Annotated in this window: 34 protein-coding genes; 20 read left to right on the top strand and 14 right to left on the bottom strand. The window is 63.7% G+C overall.

Translation table 11 applies throughout. From position 1 onward, the window contains the following. Nucleotides 1-37: 37 nt before the first annotated feature. The 13 genes from AC1RL8_RS13020 to AC1RL8_RS13080 form a co-directional block, all read right to left on the bottom strand. Entirely contained in the window at nt 38-328 is a 291-nt protein-coding gene (locus AC1RL8_RS13020) for a hypothetical protein (protein WP_493196523.1), read from the bottom strand. Further along, nucleotides 325-858, bottom strand: a complete 534-nt coding sequence (locus AC1RL8_RS13025) for a hypothetical protein (protein ID WP_493196525.1) — start codon at nt 856-858, stop codon at nt 325-327. The genes AC1RL8_RS13020 and AC1RL8_RS13025 overlap by 4 nt, the downstream gene beginning before the upstream one ends. Next, nucleotides 855-1,265 (bottom strand): recombination protein NinB, encoded by a 411-nt coding sequence (locus AC1RL8_RS13030; protein ID WP_493196526.1) that lies wholly within the window; start codon nt 1,263-1,265, stop codon nt 855-857. Before AC1RL8_RS13030 ends, AC1RL8_RS13025 begins: the two co-directional genes overlap by 4 nt. Continuing rightward, on the bottom strand, nt 1,262-1,453 hold the full coding sequence (locus AC1RL8_RS13035) for a hypothetical protein (RefSeq protein WP_493196527.1): 192 nt from the start codon (nt 1,451-1,453) through the stop codon (nt 1,262-1,264). Before AC1RL8_RS13035 ends, AC1RL8_RS13030 begins: the two co-directional genes overlap by 4 nt. Next, on the bottom strand, nt 1,450-1,650 hold the full coding sequence (locus tag AC1RL8_RS13040; protein ID WP_493196528.1) for a hypothetical protein: 201 nt from the start codon (nt 1,648-1,650) through the stop codon (nt 1,450-1,452). The genes AC1RL8_RS13035 and AC1RL8_RS13040 overlap by 4 nt, the downstream gene beginning before the upstream one ends. Further along, complete coding sequence (locus AC1RL8_RS13045; RefSeq protein WP_493196529.1) at nt 1,647-2,132, bottom strand: hypothetical protein; 486 nt, start codon at nt 2,130-2,132, stop codon at nt 1,647-1,649. The genes AC1RL8_RS13040 and AC1RL8_RS13045 overlap by 4 nt, the downstream gene beginning before the upstream one ends. Then, entirely contained in the window at nt 2,129-2,632 is a 504-nt protein-coding gene (locus tag AC1RL8_RS13050) for a hypothetical protein (protein ID WP_493196530.1), read from the bottom strand. Before AC1RL8_RS13050 ends, AC1RL8_RS13045 begins: the two co-directional genes overlap by 4 nt. Then, the gene (locus AC1RL8_RS13055; RefSeq protein WP_493196531.1) at nt 2,629-3,081 is read right to left on the bottom strand and encodes a hypothetical protein; all 453 of its coding nucleotides are present in this window, start codon (nt 3,079-3,081) and stop codon (nt 2,629-2,631) included. The genes AC1RL8_RS13050 and AC1RL8_RS13055 overlap by 4 nt, the downstream gene beginning before the upstream one ends. Continuing rightward, nucleotides 3,056-3,961 (bottom strand): hypothetical protein, encoded by a 906-nt coding sequence (locus tag AC1RL8_RS13060; RefSeq protein WP_493196532.1) that lies wholly within the window; start codon nt 3,959-3,961, stop codon nt 3,056-3,058. The genes AC1RL8_RS13055 and AC1RL8_RS13060 overlap by 26 nt, the downstream gene beginning before the upstream one ends. After that, on the bottom strand, nt 3,961-4,263 hold the full coding sequence (locus tag AC1RL8_RS13065; RefSeq protein ID WP_493196533.1) for a hypothetical protein: 303 nt from the start codon (nt 4,261-4,263) through the stop codon (nt 3,961-3,963). The genes AC1RL8_RS13060 and AC1RL8_RS13065 overlap by 1 nt, the downstream gene beginning before the upstream one ends. 2 nt (nt 4,264-4,265) lie before the next feature. Continuing rightward, nucleotides 4,266-4,502 carry a hypothetical protein gene (locus tag AC1RL8_RS13070; protein WP_493196534.1) on the bottom strand — a complete coding sequence of 79 codons (237 nt, stop codon included), beginning with the start codon at nt 4,500-4,502 and terminating at the stop codon, nt 4,266-4,268. Further along, entirely contained in the window at nt 4,499-4,984 is a 486-nt protein-coding gene (locus AC1RL8_RS13075; protein ID WP_493196535.1) for a phage regulatory CII family protein, read from the bottom strand. The genes AC1RL8_RS13070 and AC1RL8_RS13075 overlap by 4 nt, the downstream gene beginning before the upstream one ends. Before the next feature lie 704 nt (nt 4,985-5,688). Beyond that, nucleotides 5,689-5,922, bottom strand: coding sequence for a transcriptional regulator (locus AC1RL8_RS13080; RefSeq protein WP_493196536.1), 234 nt, complete (start codon nt 5,920-5,922; stop codon nt 5,689-5,691). A 65-nt stretch (nt 5,923-5,987) separates the two neighbouring features. On the opposite strand from AC1RL8_RS13080, the gene AC1RL8_RS13085 reads away from it, so the two are divergent. The 20 genes from AC1RL8_RS13085 (at nt 5,988) to AC1RL8_RS13180 (ending at nt 16,963) form a co-directional block, all read left to right on the top strand. Next, nucleotides 5,988-6,488, top strand: coding sequence for a hypothetical protein (locus AC1RL8_RS13085; protein ID WP_493196537.1), 501 nt, complete (start codon nt 5,988-5,990; stop codon nt 6,486-6,488). Nucleotides 6,489-6,626: 138 nt separating this feature from the next. Further along, a complete protein-coding gene (locus AC1RL8_RS13090; protein WP_493196538.1) occupies nt 6,627-7,289 on the top strand; it encodes a hypothetical protein in 663 nt (220 codons plus the stop codon). Next, nucleotides 7,290-7,709, top strand: a complete 420-nt coding sequence (locus tag AC1RL8_RS13095; protein WP_493196539.1) for a type II toxin-antitoxin system PemK/MazF family toxin — start codon at nt 7,290-7,292, stop codon at nt 7,707-7,709. A gap of 370 nt (nt 7,710-8,079) precedes the next feature. Then, nucleotides 8,080-8,307 (top strand): hypothetical protein, encoded by a 228-nt coding sequence (locus AC1RL8_RS13100; protein ID WP_493196540.1) that lies wholly within the window; start codon nt 8,080-8,082, stop codon nt 8,305-8,307. Continuing rightward, a complete protein-coding gene (locus AC1RL8_RS13105) occupies nt 8,304-8,483 on the top strand; it encodes a hypothetical protein (RefSeq protein WP_493196541.1) in 180 nt (59 codons plus the stop codon). Before AC1RL8_RS13100 ends, AC1RL8_RS13105 begins: the two co-directional genes overlap by 4 nt. Then, a complete protein-coding gene (locus tag AC1RL8_RS13110) occupies nt 8,480-8,683 on the top strand; it encodes a hypothetical protein (RefSeq protein ID WP_493196542.1) in 204 nt (67 codons plus the stop codon). The genes AC1RL8_RS13105 and AC1RL8_RS13110 overlap by 4 nt, the downstream gene beginning before the upstream one ends. Next, complete coding sequence (locus tag AC1RL8_RS13115; protein WP_493196543.1) at nt 8,680-8,925, top strand: hypothetical protein; 246 nt, start codon at nt 8,680-8,682, stop codon at nt 8,923-8,925. Before AC1RL8_RS13110 ends, AC1RL8_RS13115 begins: the two co-directional genes overlap by 4 nt. Before the next feature lie 2 nt (nt 8,926-8,927). Next, entirely contained in the window at nt 8,928-9,302 is a 375-nt protein-coding gene (locus AC1RL8_RS13120) for a DUF7448 domain-containing protein (protein ID WP_493196544.1), read from the top strand. Nucleotides 9,303-9,513: 211 nt separating this feature from the next. Then, on the top strand, nt 9,514-10,443 hold the full coding sequence (locus AC1RL8_RS13125; RefSeq protein ID WP_493196545.1) for a hypothetical protein: 930 nt from the start codon (nt 9,514-9,516) through the stop codon (nt 10,441-10,443). A gap of 10 nt (nt 10,444-10,453) precedes the next feature. After that, nucleotides 10,454-12,058, top strand: coding sequence for a YqaJ viral recombinase family protein (locus AC1RL8_RS13130; protein WP_493196546.1), 1,605 nt, complete (start codon nt 10,454-10,456; stop codon nt 12,056-12,058). Between the two features lie 9 nt (nt 12,059-12,067). Next, nucleotides 12,068-12,742: a hypothetical protein gene (locus tag AC1RL8_RS13135; protein ID WP_493196547.1), complete on the top strand. Its 675-nt coding sequence runs from the start codon at nt 12,068-12,070 to the stop codon at nt 12,740-12,742. Beyond that, a complete protein-coding gene (locus tag AC1RL8_RS13140; protein WP_493196548.1) occupies nt 12,732-13,853 on the top strand; it encodes a hypothetical protein in 1,122 nt (373 codons plus the stop codon). The genes AC1RL8_RS13135 and AC1RL8_RS13140 overlap by 11 nt, the downstream gene beginning before the upstream one ends. Further along, nucleotides 13,853-14,260 (top strand): hypothetical protein, encoded by a 408-nt coding sequence (locus tag AC1RL8_RS13145; RefSeq protein WP_493196549.1) that lies wholly within the window; start codon nt 13,853-13,855, stop codon nt 14,258-14,260. Before AC1RL8_RS13140 ends, AC1RL8_RS13145 begins: the two co-directional genes overlap by 1 nt. After that, the gene (locus tag AC1RL8_RS13150; RefSeq protein WP_493196550.1) at nt 14,257-14,565 is read left to right on the top strand and encodes an XkdD/Y8K6 family phage-associated protein; all 309 of its coding nucleotides are present in this window, start codon (nt 14,257-14,259) and stop codon (nt 14,563-14,565) included. Before AC1RL8_RS13145 ends, AC1RL8_RS13150 begins: the two co-directional genes overlap by 4 nt. Beyond that, nucleotides 14,562-14,774 carry a hypothetical protein gene (locus AC1RL8_RS13155; RefSeq protein WP_493196551.1) on the top strand — a complete coding sequence of 71 codons (213 nt, stop codon included), beginning with the start codon at nt 14,562-14,564 and terminating at the stop codon, nt 14,772-14,774. Before AC1RL8_RS13150 ends, AC1RL8_RS13155 begins: the two co-directional genes overlap by 4 nt. After that, entirely contained in the window at nt 14,774-15,517 is a 744-nt protein-coding gene (locus AC1RL8_RS13160; protein ID WP_493196552.1) for a hypothetical protein, read from the top strand. The genes AC1RL8_RS13155 and AC1RL8_RS13160 overlap by 1 nt, the downstream gene beginning before the upstream one ends. A gap of 198 nt (nt 15,518-15,715) precedes the next feature. Beyond that, nucleotides 15,716-15,955 carry a hypothetical protein gene (locus AC1RL8_RS13165; RefSeq protein ID WP_493196553.1) on the top strand — a complete coding sequence of 80 codons (240 nt, stop codon included), beginning with the start codon at nt 15,716-15,718 and terminating at the stop codon, nt 15,953-15,955. Further along, a complete protein-coding gene (locus AC1RL8_RS13170; protein ID WP_493196554.1) occupies nt 15,952-16,275 on the top strand; it encodes a hypothetical protein in 324 nt (107 codons plus the stop codon). The genes AC1RL8_RS13165 and AC1RL8_RS13170 overlap by 4 nt, the downstream gene beginning before the upstream one ends. Next, entirely contained in the window at nt 16,272-16,694 is a 423-nt protein-coding gene (locus AC1RL8_RS13175) for an HNH endonuclease (protein WP_493196555.1), read from the top strand. Before AC1RL8_RS13170 ends, AC1RL8_RS13175 begins: the two co-directional genes overlap by 4 nt. Then, entirely contained in the window at nt 16,691-16,963 is a 273-nt protein-coding gene (locus AC1RL8_RS13180) for a helix-turn-helix domain-containing protein (RefSeq protein WP_493196556.1), read from the top strand. Before AC1RL8_RS13175 ends, AC1RL8_RS13180 begins: the two co-directional genes overlap by 4 nt. On the opposite strand, the gene AC1RL8_RS13185 is transcribed toward AC1RL8_RS13180, so the two are convergent. Continuing rightward, nucleotides 16,911-18,128 (bottom strand): site-specific integrase, encoded by a 1,218-nt coding sequence (locus AC1RL8_RS13185; RefSeq protein ID WP_493196557.1) that lies wholly within the window; start codon nt 18,126-18,128, stop codon nt 16,911-16,913. The genes AC1RL8_RS13180 and AC1RL8_RS13185 overlap by 53 nt on opposite strands. Nucleotides 18,129-18,152 lie beyond the last annotated feature (24 nt).

Consider the following 18,152-nt stretch of genomic DNA (forward strand, 5'->3'; position numbering starts at 1 on the left):
TGACGGCATCCGCACGGGCCCGAGGGCGTCGAGATCATCATGCGATCACCCCCAGCGCCCTGAGCGCCTGCTCGGGCGTCTCGACCACGAACAGCGGCATGTCGGCCCAGATGGCGTGCCAGTCGGTCTGCGCGGTGGTCAGCTTGCGGGCGCTCTTCACCTTGCTGCCGTCTTTCACCTCCAGCAGCGAGAGCTTGCCTCGGAAGCCGCACAACAGGTCCGGCACACCGTTGCCGACGGCTGCGAGGCTCTGCACAGACACGCCGGCCGCGCGCAGGGCCGACACGACCTGCGTCTGGTTGGCGTCGATCTTGGCTGCGCGCCTCATGAATCTGCCCTGTCGAACATCCACGGCTTGACCTCGAACGTCGGCACTGCCGCGCCATCCACATAGGGCTCGAGCATCTGCGAAACGTTCGTGATAGTCGGGCCCTCGAAGAATAGAACCTCGGTCCCGCGTGCGAAATTGATGCTGTGGATCTCGTCGGCCTTCATCGAGTACCACTGGTCCACCTCGTAAACCGCGTCTGTGTAGGCGTAGCGCTGCACGTCCTCGGCCTGCTTCAGATACTTGCCACACTCGCCGTCGTAGGTCAGGCTGGTGCGCTGGAACAGGTCGCCGTTGTCGAACACCTTGCGCCACACGCGGTTGCGGACCGCGCCGGCCAACACCCAACACTGGAAGTCGAAGCGGTGCGAGTGCGGCGTGATGTTCTCTTGATGGTCACGCGAACACTCGAACAAGCGCAACGTGCCTGCTGGCGAAGGGTTCCCGATGAGCCATGAGGTGAGGCCCGGCACCACGTAGTTACGCACCGGCGAGTGGCGCATGGCGCGGAGCATCTTCTTGTCGATCATGCGGACTCCAGCTCGTAGAACGTCACGCCCAGCTCGCTCGCCGCGTAGGCCTCGACCTGGGAACAGAACTCCGAGAACTCGACCGTCGACAGCCCAGTGCTGCTCTTGCCGATGACCTCGCCGCTCGGCAGTTCTTCGACGCCGATGAACATGCGCTTGAACTGCTCGTGCCACGTCTCAGCGGAGTACAGCCGGCCGTTCGGCGCTGCCTGCGCGGCGATTTGGGCGAGCACACCCTTCCCCCAATAGCGGCGGTTCTGAGGCTTCGTACGCTTGCGCTTGGAGACAGTGAGAACCCAGCGATGGCCGCCCTGCAGCACCTGGGCGAGGAATGGGTACAGCTGGTCCTTGATGACCGCCCACGCCTGCGAGCGGTTGTGCAGTTCGATGGTCAGGGATTCAGTCATCCGATCACCTTTTCCCGCTTGGCCACCGTCTCGGCCGGCGCCTGGGCGAACTTGCCGAAGCGGCAGGCATTACGGTAGGAGAACGTGCGGCCAGGCTGCGGAGGCACCAGCGCCTTGCACAGGCCGTAGCCGTGGGCGCGCAGGGTCGAATGCTTGAGGTCCCAGTGGGAGCAGTTGAGGCAGTTCATGGCAGCACCGCCTCGATCACGTCGCCGCAGCGAGTGCAGCAGGTGTGAACGTACTTGGTGTCGGTCAACTCCTTGCAGATGCGCACGATGGCGTCGACGCGGCCTCGCTCAAGGTTGATCGACTGCGGCGCGATGCGCTCGAAGACCGGCTGGTAGTTGTGGCCGAACAGGCGACCGAAGATGCCGGTGCAGTTCATGCCATTGCTCCCCATGCCATGTCCAGGGCGTGCCGCTGCTGTCTGGCCGTGCAGACCGTCTCTTCGGCAAGGCGGGCGATCCGGGCACGCTCCTCTTCCCGCTCGATGGCGGCCAGGACGGCGCGCTGCCGGCGCTCGTCGACCAGCTCCTGCGCCTTGCGCGCCATGCGGTCGGCCCGGCTTTCGTCCACGCGCTGCGCGACACGCGCACGCTCGGCCCGACGGGCGCGCACCTCCCGCTGCATCTGCAGGCGGGTCTTGGGTGCGTGCTTCGACCGCTCGATGCCGCTTGCCGTGATGCGGTAGAAGGCGCGGGTGCCAATACCCCGGCTCTCGACCACCTCGATGAACTTGGCCCGGAGCACCAGCTGGCTGGCGTTGCGGACCTCCTTCTCCGTCCACTTCAGCGCAGCGGCCACGCCCAGCACGCTCACGCGGTCCTTGCCGACCATGTACCGGAGGAGTTCGATGGTGTGGGTCATGTGCGTGCTCCAAGGCCGGCGAACGGCGTCACGTATTCCTTCCACACGGCATTGCCGCGGCGAAGGTGCGAGATGTAGCCGGGCGCCACGCCGTAGCGCTCGGCCAGCACGGGGTTGGTGTCGTCGCTCGCGCGAATCTCGCGAACCATCTCCATGGTCAGCACAGACTTCTTGCGCTTGGCGTTGGAAATCTTGACGCGATGCGCGACCGTGCGAACCGAGCCCTTCATGGCTTTGCCGCGGGTGTGCGCCACCAGGTGGTCAGGGTTCACGCACAGCGGGTTGTCGCAGCTGTTCGACACCCAGAGGTCGGAGCGCGTGGCGCCGCGCGTGAGCACCCAGACAAGGCGGCGCACCGGCCAGCACTTGCTGTCCACGCGGATCTGAGGGAACTTGCCATCTACCGCGTAGCCGGCCCACTCCATGCACCCGCCGACCTCACGGGTGCGGCCCAGGATGCGATCCATGCCCACATCGGGCGCGTCGGCTGCGGGGGTCATGCCCTCGCTCCCAGCGCGTCCTGCGCCATCGACAGCGACGTGCGCGTGGCCTTGTAGGCGCCGCATTCATGGCGATGAACCAGCCGGCGTGCCCAGTCGAGCGAGTCGCCCGTCGGGGCGGTCTTGGCGAGAATCGGCCCCAGCTTCGCCAATTCCGAAGCGATGCGCGCCCTGCCGGCCGCCGAGTGCTCAATCCGCGGCTGCTCTTCTTCCGGCGCGCGCCGCGCGATGGCGCGGAACTCGAGCACCGTCGGCGGCTTGTCGGGCACCAGGTTCTGCAGCGCCCACGCAATGGACTTCGGGAACCGGTCGAAGCCGGAAAGCTCGTGCGCCCAATCCGACTTCACGGCGTTCATGTCGATGTCCTGCCAGCGGCGAAGGAACGACTGCCCGTAGGTCAGCGTGAGCTTGTCGAAAATGCGGTCAACCCAGGCGGCGGGGAGCGACATCGGTGGCCTCCACATTGATGAAAAATTGATCGGCGGGCGCGGCGCCGGCGGCAACGCCAGGGGCGGCTTGATGGGTGCGGGTGCGCTGCTCGGCACGCCATGCAGGCTCAGCGGCGGTGCGCTGGCCGGCGGCGTGCATGCAAGTCGCCTTCAGGTACTGGGCCGGGTCCGCAGGGCGCGACACAACGGCAGTGCGAACGGCCTCGACCACGATCTGGTCGCCGTAGTCCTTGACCAGCTTCCCAACGAAGGAGCCGCACTGTGCGGGCGGCATGCCGGCCTCGCTCAGCAGCGACTTGCCGGCCTTCCAGAGTTCGTCCTTGGTCAGGTCCGGTGCAGGCTTGGCGGTATCGCCGCCCGACCCGATAGGGTCGGAAGTAAGAGACGGAGACGGAGACGGAGACGGAGACGGAGACGGAGCACTGCTACCAGCTTGCTCGGTTTGTGCTGGAGTCTTGCTAGTAGCATCGCTAGTAGCATTCCTGTTAGCAGCGTACTCGGGGACAAGTCGATCAGCCTCAGCAGCACCGTGGTGACGCTTTGCAGCGTTCCATCGAGCCTTGGCACTGCGCATTTCAGCGCCAGCAGCCCAAGGGTTGTGCTCCTGCCAGTCATGCAGCACCAGCGCGCCTTCAGCGCCATCCAGGAACCTCACTGCGACCAGCGCAGCAACGAAAGCGCCCTCTTCGCCTTGCCAGTCGGCGGAAAGCTCGATGTCCTCAGCCGACATCCCCGAAAGGTCGCCGTCCGAGCGATTCGATGCCGCCCACAGGATCAGGCAGACGAGATTCCATGCCGCAGCCTGTCCCAGTCGCTTGACCAGCTTCTTGGTCTTTGGGTGCGACGGCAGGCCGACGGCGATGCGTGCGTCTTCGGCCACTACACCGCCCTCCACTCGCGCTCGGCGCGGCCGGCACTGCTCTTGACCAGCTTGCCCGTCTCGGCGATCTCACCCAGGCGCTGCAACTCGGTCAGCCGGCGGCACACGGCCACGCCATCGAGGCCACGCAGGCGGGAGGCGATGCCATCCTTGCCCAGCGGGCCGTGCCTGCGCAGAACGGCGAGGATGAGGGCATGGTGGCGCTGCGCCATTTCCTTGGCTTGCTCGGCCGCCAAGTGGCTCGTGACGGGGTCGCAACGGCGCGCCATGGGCGAACCGGGGAAGTCGATGGCGTGTTGCATGGCTAGATGCCTCCGCGCTTGATCGAGTCGCGCCTGTGCATGTCCGCCTCACCCTGCGCGCGGCCGGTGATGGGGATGCCGTGGCGGACGATGGTCTGCAGGCCCTTGATTCGGACGACCTTGGGAGCGCGCTCGTGCTTGATGCCTGAGGGCGGGAAGACGAAGGGAGGCTGCTGGTGCATGAAGTCAGCTGTCTCGTCCATGTCTGCGACCATGGCGTCGGTGATGGCGGTGTTCATGCTGCAACCTTGAGATGAACGGGCTTGCCGGCGGCGTGCCGGGCGCGCGCGCCGCGGACAACAGCCTGGGCGCGCTCGTACACCTCCATTGCTTCGCGCTCGATGCGGGCCAGCTCGTTGTCGCTGATGTTGTCGTCCGCCAATGCGGTGTTGAGCTCGATCAGCACGTCGGTGCCCTCCTTCACCAGCCCGGCGCCGTCGTCGCGCAGATCCTGCTTGCTGGCCATGTCGCGCACGGGCAGCTCGATGAAGCGGCCGGCGGGCGCGCCGATGGCGTTCACGAAGGCGTAGCAGTGCGGCGACTGGGCTTCGATGCACATGTCTGATGCCGTGATGGCGTCGTTCAGGCCGAGCTTGTGGGAAGGCGAGCCGCACGTCTCTTTGCGGAGGACCTCTTCCGTCTTGCCCAGGCGCGCGGCAATGACGGCACGGCCGCCCGGGTAGTTGTCGATCATCAGTCGCAGGGCGTCTTGGGCGTTCATGTACGGGCTCCGGGAAGTTGGACGTTGATGCAGATCAAGGCAAAAGCGAGACTTGCGGCATGGGAGAAAAACAAGTCAGCGCAAAGGAGGTGTCAGGCCAGGGCTCAGCGCTTGGGCTTGTTCAGCAGCACGAAGATGCCGGCCGCGATGAGCACGGCCACCAGCAGCACGAGGAAGAGTTCGAGGTAGAACATTCAGGCCGTCGCTTTCTGCTGGTGGGGTGCCCGCCCTATCGCCGGGTAGAGTCCGAGTTCCTCAACACGGACCCGGCGACGGGCGGACGAAATGAAATTCGGGTACTTTTTCCTGGGCATCAACCAAGGCGAGTTGGGCTCGCATGGCAAGGTAGAGATCAGGCCGCTGGCAACTGGATTCCCAACGGAGGCAGGGGCAAGAATCGTCATCACAGTGCCGCTCGATACGTCGCATTCCGAGCAACCGCTGAGCGCAATCTCCGCTCACTGTCTGCAATCAGTCCAAGCACTTCTTTCCGAGTCAGCGTTGGAGGCGTGGTCAGCAGGCTGGGGGTCGGTGGCGCTGATGCAGCCGACGCTCCCTGCAGATGCAAACCATCTGTGGAACGCACTGGAAGACGAACCAGCTCCAACGGAGCCGACACAGGCAGAGACCGAGGCGAGATTTCGAGCGCTGGGAGGCTGACGGTCGCGCACGCGCGCAGCCGCTGGGGGAATGTGCTGCGCATGTCAGGCTGCCTTCGCTTCGGAGAGCTCGGGCCAGATGGCGGCCCAGTCGTCTGGACGCATTGCCTTCCGAGTCACCACACCATTCGTCGCGCGCTCGATGGCCGAGGCGCGCTCCGGAGTGATCGTGCGGTTACCACTGGCCATCTGCGACAGGTACGAGGGCGGAATTCCGAGCGCCTCCGCGAGTGCCGAGGCGTTACCACGTTCGTCTTGGATGTAGGTTTTCAGGTCCATATTACTCTCGCTTTTGCGAAAGTATACGGAGCAAAAGCGAAAGTTGCAATCGCTAAAGTTGGAGCATGAGAAAGCCCGAAGCGAAAGTCGAACACCCGCCCGAAGTGGCGCGGCGACTTTTCTGGCTTGAGCGCCTCATCGATGAGAAGTACGACGGGAAAGCTGCGGTTCTAGAGGCTAAGGCCGGCGTCACCATGTCCCAGGTTGGGCAATGGTTCTCGGGCAACCGCATGTTGCGAGAGAAGGCTCTCGCCACGCTTCAGGCCAAGACGGGAAAGCCGGACGGGTGGTTTGATCGACCGATACCCGGAGAGGTCAGCAACGCCGGCACGGAAAGTCCGCCTTCGATGCTCGTCCCCAAGAATCCAGGGACGCGGTATTTGGTCACGTTGCTTGGAGAGAAGCTTCGCAGCCTGGATTCATTGGATCGCGATCAGGCCAAGGTAATTCTGTCCGCCCTCGCATCGTCCCCCGAGGATGCGCCGAGTCTTGCAACTAAGCTGGAGCGGCTATTGGGGGAGCCTCCAGGCGACCAGGAAGAGGCCAACAGTCAGGGGGTTCAATGAAGCGCAGCCCCCAAGGGGTGATCGTACCCTTCCCCGTCAGGTTTGTTACCTAGTGTTTCTGACTAGTACTGCTTTATAACTATCCCCTGAATTGGGGAATGGCCCCGCATGGCGTGGGGAGGATGAAAGGTGGGACGCATGGAGAAGCGTGGACTCATGTACGCGGCGGGCAGGCAGTGGGGCCGCATGTCGACGGAATCTCGCCTTTATGCCTGCTTGTCCGCAGCACTGATCGGTGCTGCACTTTTCGGCGCCGTTGTACTGTCCTCTGCCGGTCGATCAAAGGCCCCGATTTCGGCGGCCGCAACGACCCCATTGGCGGCGGCCGCTCCCTCCGCGCCCGCCTCCGCCCCTCCGGCCAGGCAGCCCGATCTTCCGAAGCCCAAGGATCCGAACGCCATCCCCGAGTCGTGGGAGGAGTTCAGGGAATCGGCGCGCAAGGATGACAAGGCCATCGTGGCTCAGATCGAGAAGGCCGACTGGTGGAAAAACTGCGTGTCCTGGGGCGTCGAGGCTCGCAAGAAGGTTCAGTCGCGGAAGATGTGGGCGCTACAGGCGAATTTGCAGGCCTCTGCGTCAATCAACGGCGTGGACCTGGGCGGCGTTCGCGGCAAGGTGCCGGAAATAGGCATGACGACATGCGGCGCGTTCGCGGTGATGGGGCTTCCGGAAAGCGTGAACCGCACCAAAACAGTCTCCGGAGAACGCGTCCAGTTCGTGTGGGGGAGCCCTCGGGTCTACGCCTACACACAGACCTCACGGGGCGATGCAAACGCACTGGTCCACTCGGTGCAGTACTAGATGCCCAACAAGCCTCTCCCATATCACCCATCCACGGCGGAAGTATTGGTGTGCGACTACTGCAATCTGATCGATCCTGAGATGTCGAAGGTTAGATTGGTAGTGGTTGTCTCGCCGAAGTTTCTGAATAGGCCCGGCCTGTGCACCGTTGTGCCATTGAGCACGGATGCGCCGTTAAAGCCCACTGGATACCACGTCCTGCTTGAGAAGGACCCGCATCCCAAGAGTTCGGGAAAGCCTGTTTGGGCGAAGTGCGACATGCTGATGACGGTCTCGTTCGCCAGACTCACCAAGTACTACCTCGGCCGAGACGAAGCGGGCAAGCGGAACTATGTCGATATGGCGGTGTCCCAGAAGGAGTTCGGCCAGATCCGTCAAGGAATACTCTACTCGTTAGGAATGGCTCACTTGTGGAAATGACTTGATGGTCATACATTAATCAGGTCCCCAGCTCGCTGGGCTTCGAGTCTCCTGAAAGGGAGCCGGCAGCAGTAAGGCGATTCCAAGTCCCTGTTGTCGCTGGACGAAAGTCCGCAAAGGCCGCCTCGTGCGGCCTTTGTCTTTTCTGGCGCCACTAGCCCCTCCTAACCCAAGCACATTGCCGCCTCCGGGCGGCTTTTTCATGGGCGCTTGCCGAACGCCCTCCTTCGGCGGCACTGAGCAAATTTACAGCCTAGGGTTTGCGATGAAGAGCTTTCGCAAATAACTTTCGCTTTTGCTTGCGTTTGACTTTCTCATTTGCTACAGTTCACCCCAAGGCAGCACCCCGCTGCAAACCTTGGAGTGAATGATGTTCCCACCCGAGAAGATCTCCCGCCGCATCTGCCCGCAGCACCAGGTGTTGGTGCTCGACAAGCCGGCCAGCATCCCTGCTGACTGGGCTCTCGTGCCCACGGAAGAAGAGCTGCTGGCCGCCGACCGCGCCCGCAATGCCTTCAAGGCAGACCAGCGCTGGTTCGATCAGACGGTCCACTTTGCGCACAGCGAAGAAGTGCAGCGCGATCGGAGTCGAGCATGAGCGGCAAGACGATCACGGTCGGCGGACACAACGTCCGCTCCGGCTTCTACCTGATGCGAACGGACACCCGTGAAGACAACGATGGTGAGCCGATCCGCTTCTACCAAGGCCAAAAGCTCGGCTACCTGTGGCGCTTGGTGGACCGCTTCAATCGTCGCCAAGGCGGTGCCGCATGAGCGCGCCCCTCTACGACGACGCACTCCACATGATGGAGGTGCAGGGCGGCAGCTTTGTGAAGGCGCTGGCGCACCTCTACTGCATGGCGGACCCGGCGAACAAGGCGATTGCGCGTCAAGCGTTCGCCACGTACTTCGACCGCTACGAGGTGCGCTACCGGGAGCACGTTGCGGCGCGCGCGGCGGAGGTGAAGTCATGAAAAACAGCAGCTGGACCGGCCGAGCAGCGCGCGACCTCGAAGGCGCGTTCGGCCCTCACATCCGTTCGTCGCAATGCCGCATCGAGCCCATGCCCGACGACCGAGACGGCCCCACTGCTGCCGACTTCGCGCTCTACATCGCTTTCGTGATCGCCCTCTTCGTCGTCATCAAGTTCGATGACGCGCCAACCGCCGAGCACTCGGCACCCCAAACCCACGCCATCGCGGCGAACAAGGAGTGAGCATGTACGCCCCCTACCCGGTCGTTTCCGACCTCGTCGGCAAGACGCTGAAAGCCATCCGCAACGACGACAGCCGCGAGTTGTACTTCGAGACGGAGGACGGCAAGACGTTCAAGCTCTACCACTCGCAGGACTGCTGCGAATCGGTGTACATCGAAGACATTGCAGGCGATCTGCAGGACTTGATCGGTTCGCCGCTTGTGATCGCCGCAGAGGTGACGGGCGAAACGCCTGCCGACTTCGACCCCGCTGGCGAAGAGTCCTATACGTGGACCTTCTACAAGTTCGCCACGATCAAGGGCTACGTGGACATCCGCTGGTTCGGATCGTCCAACGGCTACTACTCCGAAGGCGTGGACTTCGCGGAGGTCGCATGAACATCCTCCACAGCCCCATCGGGGACCACGCCGACGCAGCCGACGAGCTGCCCCGCACTCCCCTTTCCACCGCTATCAGCGGCCTTGCTGCTGCCATCTTTGCCGTGTCTTGCATTGCTACCGCGGCTATTCATTTCTTCAGAGGTTGACCGTGAACACCGTCGTCGCATTCCAATCCCAACAGGGCGCACTTGCCCACGCATCGAGCCGCATGGCCGTCGCCGACATCATCAGCCATGTGGCACTGGTGCAGGAGGTCATGCGGGCCGTCATGAAGCAGGAGGTGCACTACGGGATCATCCCCGGCACCGACAAGCCCACGCTCTACAAGCAGGGCGCCGAGGTGCTGTGCATGGCCTTCCGCGTGGCCGACTCCTACCAGGTCGAAGACCTCTCGACGGCCGACGTGGTGCGCTACCGCGTGACCTGCACGGGCGTTCACCAGATGAACGGCATCGTGCTCGGCACCGGAATGGGCGAGGCGTCGAGCGGCGAGGAAAAGTACAAGTGGCGCAAGGCATGGGACGAAGAGTTCGACGCCACGCCGGCCAACCTGCGCCGCATCAAGTCGGGCAAGTACAAGACGAAGCAGGTCCGCACCGAGCCGGCCGACCTCGCCAACACGATCCTGAAGATGGCGAACAAGCGCGCCAAGATCGCCATGACGATCAACGTCACGGCCTGCGGCGACATGTTCGGCCAGGACCTGGAAGACATGGACGAGGCGCTGCGTGATCACCTGACGCGCCACAACCCGGAAGCCGCCGCCGCTGCGGGCACCGCCAAGCCCGCGCTGCCCACGCAGAGCGACGAAGAGTTCGCCAAAAACATGGTGATCTGGACCAAGGTCATCCGGCTGAAGAAGAAGGACGTGGCCGGCGTGCTCGCCACGGTCGCCACCGTCTCCACGCTCACCGAAGCGCAGATCGAAGCCATCAAGGGCATCCCCGCGAAGCTGGCCGCTGAAGCGCAGGCCGAGCCCAGCGGGCCGACCTTCGCCACCGTCTCCGACGCCATCGCGAAGGCGCAGGACGAGGACGCGCTGAACCTCGCCGCCGACCTCATCAATTCCATCCCCGAGCAGCAACGTGAGCCGCTGAACGCCGCCTACGACGCACGCCGCGCCGAACTCAACGCCTAAGGACCACGCCATGCAAACTCACGACCTCATTCAAGGCAGCGAAGCCTGGGACCTGTTCCGCCTTCAGCACTTCGGCGCCAGCGAAGCAGCCGCGATGCTGGGCCTGTCCCGCAAGACCACGCGCAACGAACTGCTGCGCATGAAGAAGACCGGCATCGCGAAGGAGTTCAGCGACTGGGTGCAGAAGAACGTGCTGGACCACGGGCACGCTGTCGAGGCTCCGGCCCGCAAAGTCATCGAAGCCGAGATCGGCGAAACGCTCTACCCGGTCACTTGCTCGGATGGCGAGATCTCGGCCTCCTGCGATGGGCTGACGATGGCCGAAGACCTTGCTTGGGAAAACAAGCAGTGGAACGAGGAATACGCCGCGCTCGTCCTTGCCGGGGAAGTGCCCGAGGAACACATGCCGCAGTGCCAGCAGGTGCTGATGGTCACGAAGGCCGAGCGGCTCATCTTCTCGATCTCCGATGGGACGCGCGAGCGCACCGTCTGGGTCGTGGTGCTGCCAAGCGCTGAGTGGTTCGCGCGCATCCGTGCCGGCTGGCAGCAATTCGCCGCCGACCTTGCCGTCTACACGCCGACCGAAGTTGTCGCCGAAGCCGTCGGCCGCACGCCGGAATCGCTTCCCGCCCTGCGCATCGCCGTCAGCGGCGCCGTGACCGACAGCAACCTCGAGCAGTACCGCGAGCACGCGCTGGCCGTCTTCGCCGGCATCAACCGCGACCTGCAGACCGACCAGGACTTCGCCAACGCTGCCAAGACGGTGATTTGGTGCGGCGAGGTCGAGACTCGCCTGAAGGCCGCAAAGGAACACGCGCTGAGCCAGACCGAGAGCATCGACAAGCTCTTCAAGACCATCGACGACATCACGGCGGAAGCAAAGAAGACGCGCCTTGAGCTCGACAAGCTGGTCGAGGCCCGCAAGCAGGCGCGCAAAGGCGAGATCGTCGCCGGCGGCGTCAGTGGCCTGGCTGCTCACGTTGCTGCGCTGAACACGCGCCTGGGCAAGTCCTACATGCCGGCGCCGCATGCCGACTTCGGCACGGCGATCAAGGGGCTGAAGACCTTCGCCAGCATGCAGAACGCAGTCGACACCGAACTGGCTAATGCGAAGGTGGCCGCGACCGCCGTGGCCGAGCGCATCGAAGCGAACCTCAAGCACCTGGCCGCCGAAGCCGCGGATCACACCGCACTGTTCCCGGATGAGGCAACCATCGTCCTGAAGGCGGCCGACGACTTCGAGGCGCTGGTGCAGCTGCGGATCACCGACTTCAAGGCGAAGGAGGACAAGCGCAAGGCCGACGAACTGGCGAAGGCTGCAGTGGTCGCGGAACCCGTCGCGGCTCCAGTTGCAGCGCCTGCGCCGGCCGTCTTCGCCATGCCGGTGCGCACGGCACCGCGCGCCGCCGCGCCGATGACCCACCCGACCCTGAGCCTCGGACAGATCAAGGAGCGCATCGCCCCGCTGTCGATCACCGCCGAGGGCCTGACCACGTTGGGCTTCACCGGTCTGAAGGAGCGCGGCTCGGTCCTCTTCCACGAGGCCGACTACCCGCACATCCTGGCCGCGATGGCCAACCACCTGCAGGCGATCCACGCCAAGCAAGCCGCCTGAGGCCCCACCATGCCCACCCCCAGCATCAAAGAAACGATCTCTGCGCACGACGAGGGAGAGGACTTGCCCCGGATGGGCAGCGAGCGCGAAGTAGTGCAACCTTCCCTCGCGTCCGGCAGCGCGCTCGCCGCTGCCTCATGGGCGGACTTTGTCAAACGCTTGCACCACGACTGCGTCGGCGAAGGCGTGCGCGGCCACCTCACGGCAGAGGCGTTGTTCACCGTACAGGCTCGGCGAATCGTCAGCGGCATCGACCGCGACTATGCATCGCACACGCTGGTCGCTTTTGAAGAAAACTGCTGGTACTGCCCCGAGGAGTACTGGGCTGATTGCGACGGCGACGAACGGTCTGCCCTCGACGCTGCTTCACAAGCCGACTCCAGCGAGAACTTCCTCGACCTCGACACCTGTTCGCAGTGGGAAATCCTTGGCGCCTTGGACGGCCATACCGTCACCGGATGGGAGGAGCGCTGGGAGTACGTGAACTCGCACTTCACCAAAGCGGCAGCGGAGGCATTCATCGCCCGCAAGAAGCACGACTACCGCGACGGCATCCGCGTGTACGTCGAAGCGCAAATCTACTGCTGGGAGTTCAACGCTATCAAGGCAGGGATTCTCAACGGGAGCATCCAGTTCGTTGCAACCCCGACCGCCCAGACCCAAGGACAGAGCCATGGCGAATGACCTGAGAACCGCTCTTGAGCAAATCCTCGAAGAGCCCAAGAACACCATGTCGGATGGCAAGGCATTGAAGGCCATCATCCGCATCGCCAAGGCCGCCCTCACCGCCCCCGTAGCGACCGAGCAAGCGCAGGCAGTGGCGCTGGATCGCAACGCGCTGATCGATCTGGTGGAAGAGCGGCTTGTTTCCGTCTACCACTGCACACGCGTCTGGTCGGCTTGGAGCGTGGGCACCATGAGCGAAGACGACTTCGTAGAGGCGAGTGGCTCCGACCTTGCGCCAGACATCGCGGATGCCGTCTTGCGTCTGTTCGCAGCCTCACCCGAGGCAGCACCAGAGGCAATGGGGGGGCAAAGCGAACGCTGGAATGCGGTTGTGCAACTTTCGCATCAGTTGGATGACGCCGCGCAGCACATCACCGAGCGGCAGGCCTACGACTTCGCTACACAGTTTCGCGTGCTGGCTGGCCTCGACGGCAAGGAGGCGACCTCCGATGCAATCGCCGCCCTCGCAACGCCTCCCGCAGCGACACCGGCCACCCCGAGCGCGGCGCCGGAACTGGCTTCGATGCTGGGTCGGTACATCGAGCACTACGACGCGAAGCCAAGCATCACCTACATCCGTCTTTCCCGCGACGAAGCCGACCGCTTGCGCGCCGCCCTCGCCCAGCCCGCGCCTGTGCAGGTGGCGCCCATCGACATGGTGTTGCATTGCCCGAAGTGCGGCCTGCAGCACGTCGATGCACCGGAGGCAACAGATCGCTATCTAGGCCGATCCGATCCGCCGGCAGCTTGGTCTATGCCGCCATGGAAGAACGAGCCGCACCGGTCGCACCTTTGCCACGGCTGCAATCACATCTGGCGCCCTGCTGACGTTCCTACCAACGGCGTAGAGGCCGTGAGGACGACGGGCAAGAACGATAGCCCCATCACCGCGCCCGTGCAGCAGGACGCCCCTGCACCCTCGATGGTGGGTGATGCGCGAGAGCAATGGGAGGCGATTGAGCGTCACATCGACAACAGCGGGTACAGCCACGACTTGCCCAGCGACAAGATCAATGCAGTGCTCTACGCCGCCATCTCGCAGGTGGGTGATGCGAAGGGAGGTGCGTGATGTCGGTAAGCCTCAAGGCGAACGCCGCCTATGACGTCGAACTCAAGAAGCGCTTGGCGGCCCGGTTCAATTCGATCTACACCTACTCGGCGCTTTTCGCCCGTGGCGCATGGATGTGCCCATCGTGCAACTCCATTCACCTGAGCGATGACTTTTGCCCGTTCGGTGGCCGCCTCTTCCCTTCCTGCTGCGAGTTTCCAAGAGGCGGGCGAAACGAGGCCAGCCACTGCGCGAAGTGGAAGTCGTTGAGCCCCTCTGCCGCATGGATCGCGCTGAACATTTTGAAGGTCTTTCGTGCGCGTGTGGCGGGTTCGTCGTGGTGGCCGCTTCCGAACTTCTTCGACGGCGCCAAGCCTCTCAATTCCGCCATCTCGGGCCAGAAGCCGGCCGAGGGAGAGAAGGGATGAGCGGGAAGCACACTCCGGGGCCGTGGCTGGTCGCCACCAGCAATTCATGGCGCCGCATCGTGACCGTGAACAGGATGGAGTCAGTCTGCGAGCCCATCAAGCAGAACGATGGCCATCCGGATCTCTACTTCCGCAACGGCGGCCCGGATGGCCCGGACGCCCGGCTGATCGCAGCTGCACCCGAACTGCTGGCCGCGTTGCAGCTCGCTGTCCGCCAAAACGGCTGCGACATGCTCATGACCGGCGAAGAGCTGCGCCAGTGCGAGGCGGCTCTCGCCAAAGCCACGGAAGGCCCCGCACCATGAACACCGCCGAGCTATCCACTGCCTCCGCTGGAGAGGCGAAAGCCAAGCGCATCGTTGCAGCACGCAAGCTCTACAACGCCTACACCGACAACCACCCAACCATTCACTGCAACAGGTTCCCCAGCTGGGAAGAACTCGACGCGAAAGAGCGCAAGGAGTGGATCAAGAAGGCCGGCATCGCTCCTGCTGGCGGGATTGGAGGCGAGTGATGCGCGCGGACATCTCATCCAGCGCTCGTGTCATCGAGCTTTGCTACGAGACAAATCGAGCAGTCGTACGGTTCGAAGGTCTCCCCCCAGAAATCGGAAATCAGGTGGCGTTCCTGCCAGTGAGTGCAGCCGAGCCGTTGGCCCGAGTGAACGATGAAGGATTTCTTGTGGAATGCAGCGATCTACCGCTGGCCCCCGGCCTATTGCTGTATGGCGCCCCACAGCCCCACCCCGCAGAACCGAAGCTGCCCGAGAGCCTGGAGGCGATTCCCCACCGCAGCCTGTACGAACTGTCTGGCTGCATTGCAGACGTGAACACCATGCTGATCGGCCGCGATGAACTACGCAGCCTCAAGGCACGCGACGCGGAGATCGAGCGGCTGAGGGGCGATGCGGAGCGGTACGCATGGATTAAGGCAGACGGCGGCGATCAGTTCCGAGCCATTCAGGTGCAGTGGGCCACCTACTTATGGGACAGAGAAATTGACACCGCCATCGATCAGGCCACACCCGTGCAGGAAGCGGCTGCGACGCCCGCCATACCTAGGGGCGACCTTTCCAGGGTCTGGCAGGCGGCCGATGACGTGTGCGAGTGGCTCAACTACGAGGTATCCGAGAAATCGCCCGGCCTGCTGAAGTCGGTCGAAACCCTCAATGAAGAAATGTTGCGCGCGGAGATTCGCGCCAGCCGCGCCGCCATCGATCAGGCCCGAGCTACGGGCGGGGAGAAGGCAAATGGTTGACGAAACACCAGAGCAGCGCGCTCACCGTCTTGGCGTGCCCTTCGTCGCTCCACTCAAGTTCTATGGTGGGCCTCTCGACTCGAACCCGGTGGTGGCGGTCTGTGGCGGCTGTGGCCGCGATGTTCACCGTATGGAAGGCTATTCGTGCCCTCTGTCGCAGTGCCCGATTCAACCGAAGGCGTACTGATGGACAAGAAAATGATCTCCCAATCCGAAGCCGAACTGCTCGCGCGCAAGGTGCTGCAGCAATTCGTGAACGACTGCCATTGCCAGAGCGAGCAGGACATTGCGAACGTGCTCATGAAGGCATGCAGCGTGGCCGGCGTGATGATGGTCGCGACTGTCGGGAAAGACGAGGCCTTCGACAGGCTCTACGGCACCGCCGCCTTCATCGCGCAGCAGGACTTCGGCACATTCAAGAAGGAGAAGCTTCAATGAGTGCCGCCAACGAAATCATCGACCGCTTCTACGTCGAGCACGGGCCCTGCTGCGCCGGCTGCGACTGGTGGGCGCCGGCGAACAGCTGCGTGGGAGAGTGCCGCCGCTCTGCGCCCGTGTCCGGTGCGCAGCGAATCTCCATGCTAGGCATGCGAAGCCCCAGCGTCCAACCCGAGGCCGGCCACATCATGACGCCCCGCGAACACCACTGCGGCGAGTTCAAAGATGACTTCGACTGGAAAACTCTGCCACCGCACTACCTGCGACGGATCGGCCATGCCGCTGCAATCAGAGCGCGAGACGAGGGGGTGAGTCAATGAAGCTCAACAAAGCACAACGCGCCACGTTGCGCGAGATGTTCGGCGGTCGTTGCGCGTACTGCGGCTGCGACCTCAGCGACCGCTGGCACGCCGACCATGTGGAAGCCGTCGAGCGGAAGTCTGTCCACATTCCTGGGAAGGGCTTCGTGACGACTGGCGAGCTATGGAAGCCTGAGAACGACCACATCGGCAACCTGATGCCCTCATGCGTGCCGTGCAACATCGACAAGCTCAACAGTTCAGTCGATGAGTGGCGCCGCAAGCTTGAGCGTGGGCCCGAAGTTCTGCTGCGCAACTACGCGACCTACAAGCACTCGCTGCGATTCGGATTGATCGAAGTCACATCGAAGCCGGTCGTTTTCTACTTCGAGCGCCAATCCGCCGAGATCGGCCGGGCTGAGGATGGGAGGGAGCCGTGACGGAGACGATCAACTCTGAAGAGTGCGCGGAACTCATGCGCTGCACAGCCGAACGCATCGAGGAGATGGCGCGAGCTGGCGAAATCCCCGGCTTGAAGATCGGGCGCAACTGGCTGTTCGTCCGCAGCGACCTCTTGGCATACCTGGCCGAGAAGGCCCGCGAAGAGGCGCAGATGCGGCGCATGAAGCGGCAGCCTCACGCACCCATGCCGCTGGCTAAGCCGCGCCGGCAGACCCCGCCGGTGCTGCCGACGTTGGCGCGGCACTAGCCCACATGCGATCGGCCAAGTCGCTACCGCGGAAGCTCGCGTAGCGCTGGGCCATGGTGCTGTTCGCCGACCAGCCCATGATGCGATTCACCTCCTCGAGCCGGAACATCCAGTTCCCCGATGCGTCGCGCAGTTCAAGCCATCGGCAGGTCGCCTCATGGCGAAGATCGTGCTCCCGCAGATCCTTACAGCCGGCGTACTCAAAGGCCGACTTGAACCGGGCCGACAGGCGTTGCGACACCTTCGTCAGCGTCATGTCGGGATCTTCTTCCGTGAACGGGAAGAGCATGGCGGCCGGCAGCATCGCTCGCGTCGACAGGTAGTGCGTCAGCGCAGCGTGCACCTCTTGGCGCATGGGCACCTCGCGGAAGACGACCTTGCCCCGCCACTGCTTCGTGCTCTGCACACGGATGACCTTGCCATCGAGGTCGATTTGCTGGCGGCGCAAGGTGTACGCCTCTCGCAGTCGCAGGCCGGAATACACGATCAGGATGAACATCGTGAGCAGCGCGTTGCCGCCCAGAAGCATGAGGCCCCGCGGCGTCCCTTCGAGTTGCTTGCCAGCCAAGACCTCCACGATGCGCGGCTCCTCGTCGCGGTGCAAACGCCTGTCGCGCGAGACGTCTTCTTTGACGTCGCCGCCAGCCTCGACCACCAGCCTTTGATCGACATCGGTGTAGGTGCTGTAGCCCTTGGGAAGCAGCCGCACCGGGTTCGGGATCACGAGCTTGGGGTTGTGCCGCGCGAACTCATCGATGGCGCGGCCAAGGGCCTGCACGCGATGGCGGATGGAGTTCGGCGCCAGGTTGTTCTCGACCTTCAGGCGCTGCACGTAGGCCGCCAGCCAAGCGTAGTTCGCATCGACCAGCTTCACGGCTCCCACCTCGGAAATCAGCGAGCCGAGCGTCACGTACTGGGATGGCGCGGCGAGCCCGCTGTTCGACCACTCGCGAAGCACGAGCCCCAGCGAGTGATTTGCACCCGTGGGCTGCAGGAGCGCGGCCGGCGGCTGGAGGCCGGCCATCTTCATGGTCTTCCACTGCTCAGCGAAGCCATTGGCCTGCTCTTCGCTTTCGAACGTGAAATACTTGCGTCCACCTGGAAGCGAGGGATGCCGCACTCCAATTTCCCACATGCCGGACGGCTTTTGTCTCGCTCGCGCCATTGAATTCTCCGTCTCAATCAGACG

This window comes from Variovorax sp. GW822-FHT04E09 (genome assembly GCF_058800845.1).

Excerpts from the sequence above, each read along its gene's own strand:
- AC1RL8_RS13100 (WP_493196540.1), top strand. The coding sequence starts at position 8,080 with ATGTTCCCACCCGAGAAGATCTCCCGCCGCATCTGCCCGCAGCACCAG.
- AC1RL8_RS13120 (WP_493196544.1), top strand. The coding sequence starts at position 8,928 with ATGTACGCCCCCTACCCGGTCGTTTCCGACCTCGTCGGCAAGACGCTG.
- AC1RL8_RS13175 (WP_493196555.1), top strand. The coding sequence starts at position 16,272 with ATGAAGCTCAACAAAGCACAACGCGCCACGTTGCGCGAGATGTTCGGC.
- AC1RL8_RS13130 (WP_493196546.1), top strand. The coding sequence starts at position 10,454 with ATGCAAACTCACGACCTCATTCAAGGCAGCGAAGCCTGGGACCTGTTC.
- AC1RL8_RS13095 (WP_493196539.1), top strand. The coding sequence starts at position 7,290 with ATGCCCAACAAGCCTCTCCCATATCACCCATCCACGGCGGAAGTATTG.
- AC1RL8_RS13110 (WP_493196542.1), top strand. The coding sequence starts at position 8,480 with ATGAGCGCGCCCCTCTACGACGACGCACTCCACATGATGGAGGTGCAG.
- AC1RL8_RS13140 (WP_493196548.1), top strand. The coding sequence starts at position 12,732 with ATGGCGAATGACCTGAGAACCGCTCTTGAGCAAATCCTCGAAGAGCCC.
- AC1RL8_RS13035 (WP_493196527.1), bottom strand. The coding sequence starts at position 1,453 with ATGAACTGCCTCAACTGCTCCCACTGGGACCTCAAGCATTCGACCCTG.
- AC1RL8_RS13040 (WP_493196528.1), bottom strand. The coding sequence starts at position 1,650 with ATGAACTGCACCGGCATCTTCGGTCGCCTGTTCGGCCACAACTACCAG.
- AC1RL8_RS13185 (WP_493196557.1), bottom strand. The coding sequence starts at position 18,128 with ATGGCGCGAGCGAGACAAAAGCCGTCCGGCATGTGGGAAATTGGAGTG.
- AC1RL8_RS13115 (WP_493196543.1), top strand. The coding sequence starts at position 8,680 with ATGAAAAACAGCAGCTGGACCGGCCGAGCAGCGCGCGACCTCGAAGGC.
- AC1RL8_RS13080 (WP_493196536.1), bottom strand. The coding sequence starts at position 5,922 with ATGGACCTGAAAACCTACATCCAAGACGAACGTGGTAACGCCTCGGCA.
- AC1RL8_RS13045 (WP_493196529.1), bottom strand. The coding sequence starts at position 2,132 with ATGACCCACACCATCGAACTCCTCCGGTACATGGTCGGCAAGGACCGC.
- AC1RL8_RS13055 (WP_493196531.1), bottom strand. The coding sequence starts at position 3,081 with ATGTCGCTCCCCGCCGCCTGGGTTGACCGCATTTTCGACAAGCTCACG.
- AC1RL8_RS13160 (WP_493196552.1), top strand. The coding sequence starts at position 14,774 with ATGCGCGCGGACATCTCATCCAGCGCTCGTGTCATCGAGCTTTGCTAC.
- AC1RL8_RS13070 (WP_493196534.1), bottom strand. The coding sequence starts at position 4,502 with ATGAACACCGCCATCACCGACGCCATGGTCGCAGACATGGACGAGACA.
- AC1RL8_RS13155 (WP_493196551.1), top strand. The coding sequence starts at position 14,562 with ATGAACACCGCCGAGCTATCCACTGCCTCCGCTGGAGAGGCGAAAGCC.
- AC1RL8_RS13030 (WP_493196526.1), bottom strand. The coding sequence starts at position 1,265 with ATGACTGAATCCCTGACCATCGAACTGCACAACCGCTCGCAGGCGTGG.
- AC1RL8_RS13065 (WP_493196533.1), bottom strand. The coding sequence starts at position 4,263 with ATGCAACACGCCATCGACTTCCCCGGTTCGCCCATGGCGCGCCGTTGC.
- AC1RL8_RS13135 (WP_493196547.1), top strand. The coding sequence starts at position 12,068 with ATGCCCACCCCCAGCATCAAAGAAACGATCTCTGCGCACGACGAGGGA.
- AC1RL8_RS13145 (WP_493196549.1), top strand. The coding sequence starts at position 13,853 with ATGTCGGTAAGCCTCAAGGCGAACGCCGCCTATGACGTCGAACTCAAG.
- AC1RL8_RS13025 (WP_493196525.1), bottom strand. The coding sequence starts at position 858 with ATGATCGACAAGAAGATGCTCCGCGCCATGCGCCACTCGCCGGTGCGT.
- AC1RL8_RS13125 (WP_493196545.1), top strand. The coding sequence starts at position 9,514 with ATGGCCGTCGCCGACATCATCAGCCATGTGGCACTGGTGCAGGAGGTC.
- AC1RL8_RS13075 (WP_493196535.1), bottom strand. The coding sequence starts at position 4,984 with ATGAACGCCCAAGACGCCCTGCGACTGATGATCGACAACTACCCGGGC.
- AC1RL8_RS13170 (WP_493196554.1), top strand. The coding sequence starts at position 15,952 with ATGAGTGCCGCCAACGAAATCATCGACCGCTTCTACGTCGAGCACGGG.
- AC1RL8_RS13150 (WP_493196550.1), top strand. The coding sequence starts at position 14,257 with ATGAGCGGGAAGCACACTCCGGGGCCGTGGCTGGTCGCCACCAGCAAT.
- AC1RL8_RS13105 (WP_493196541.1), top strand. The coding sequence starts at position 8,304 with ATGAGCGGCAAGACGATCACGGTCGGCGGACACAACGTCCGCTCCGGC.
- AC1RL8_RS13020 (WP_493196523.1), bottom strand. The coding sequence starts at position 328 with ATGAGGCGCGCAGCCAAGATCGACGCCAACCAGACGCAGGTCGTGTCG.
- AC1RL8_RS13050 (WP_493196530.1), bottom strand. The coding sequence starts at position 2,632 with ATGACCCCCGCAGCCGACGCGCCCGATGTGGGCATGGATCGCATCCTG.
- AC1RL8_RS13165 (WP_493196553.1), top strand. The coding sequence starts at position 15,716 with ATGATCTCCCAATCCGAAGCCGAACTGCTCGCGCGCAAGGTGCTGCAG.
- AC1RL8_RS13090 (WP_493196538.1), top strand. The coding sequence starts at position 6,627 with ATGGAGAAGCGTGGACTCATGTACGCGGCGGGCAGGCAGTGGGGCCGC.
- AC1RL8_RS13085 (WP_493196537.1), top strand. The coding sequence starts at position 5,988 with ATGAGAAAGCCCGAAGCGAAAGTCGAACACCCGCCCGAAGTGGCGCGG.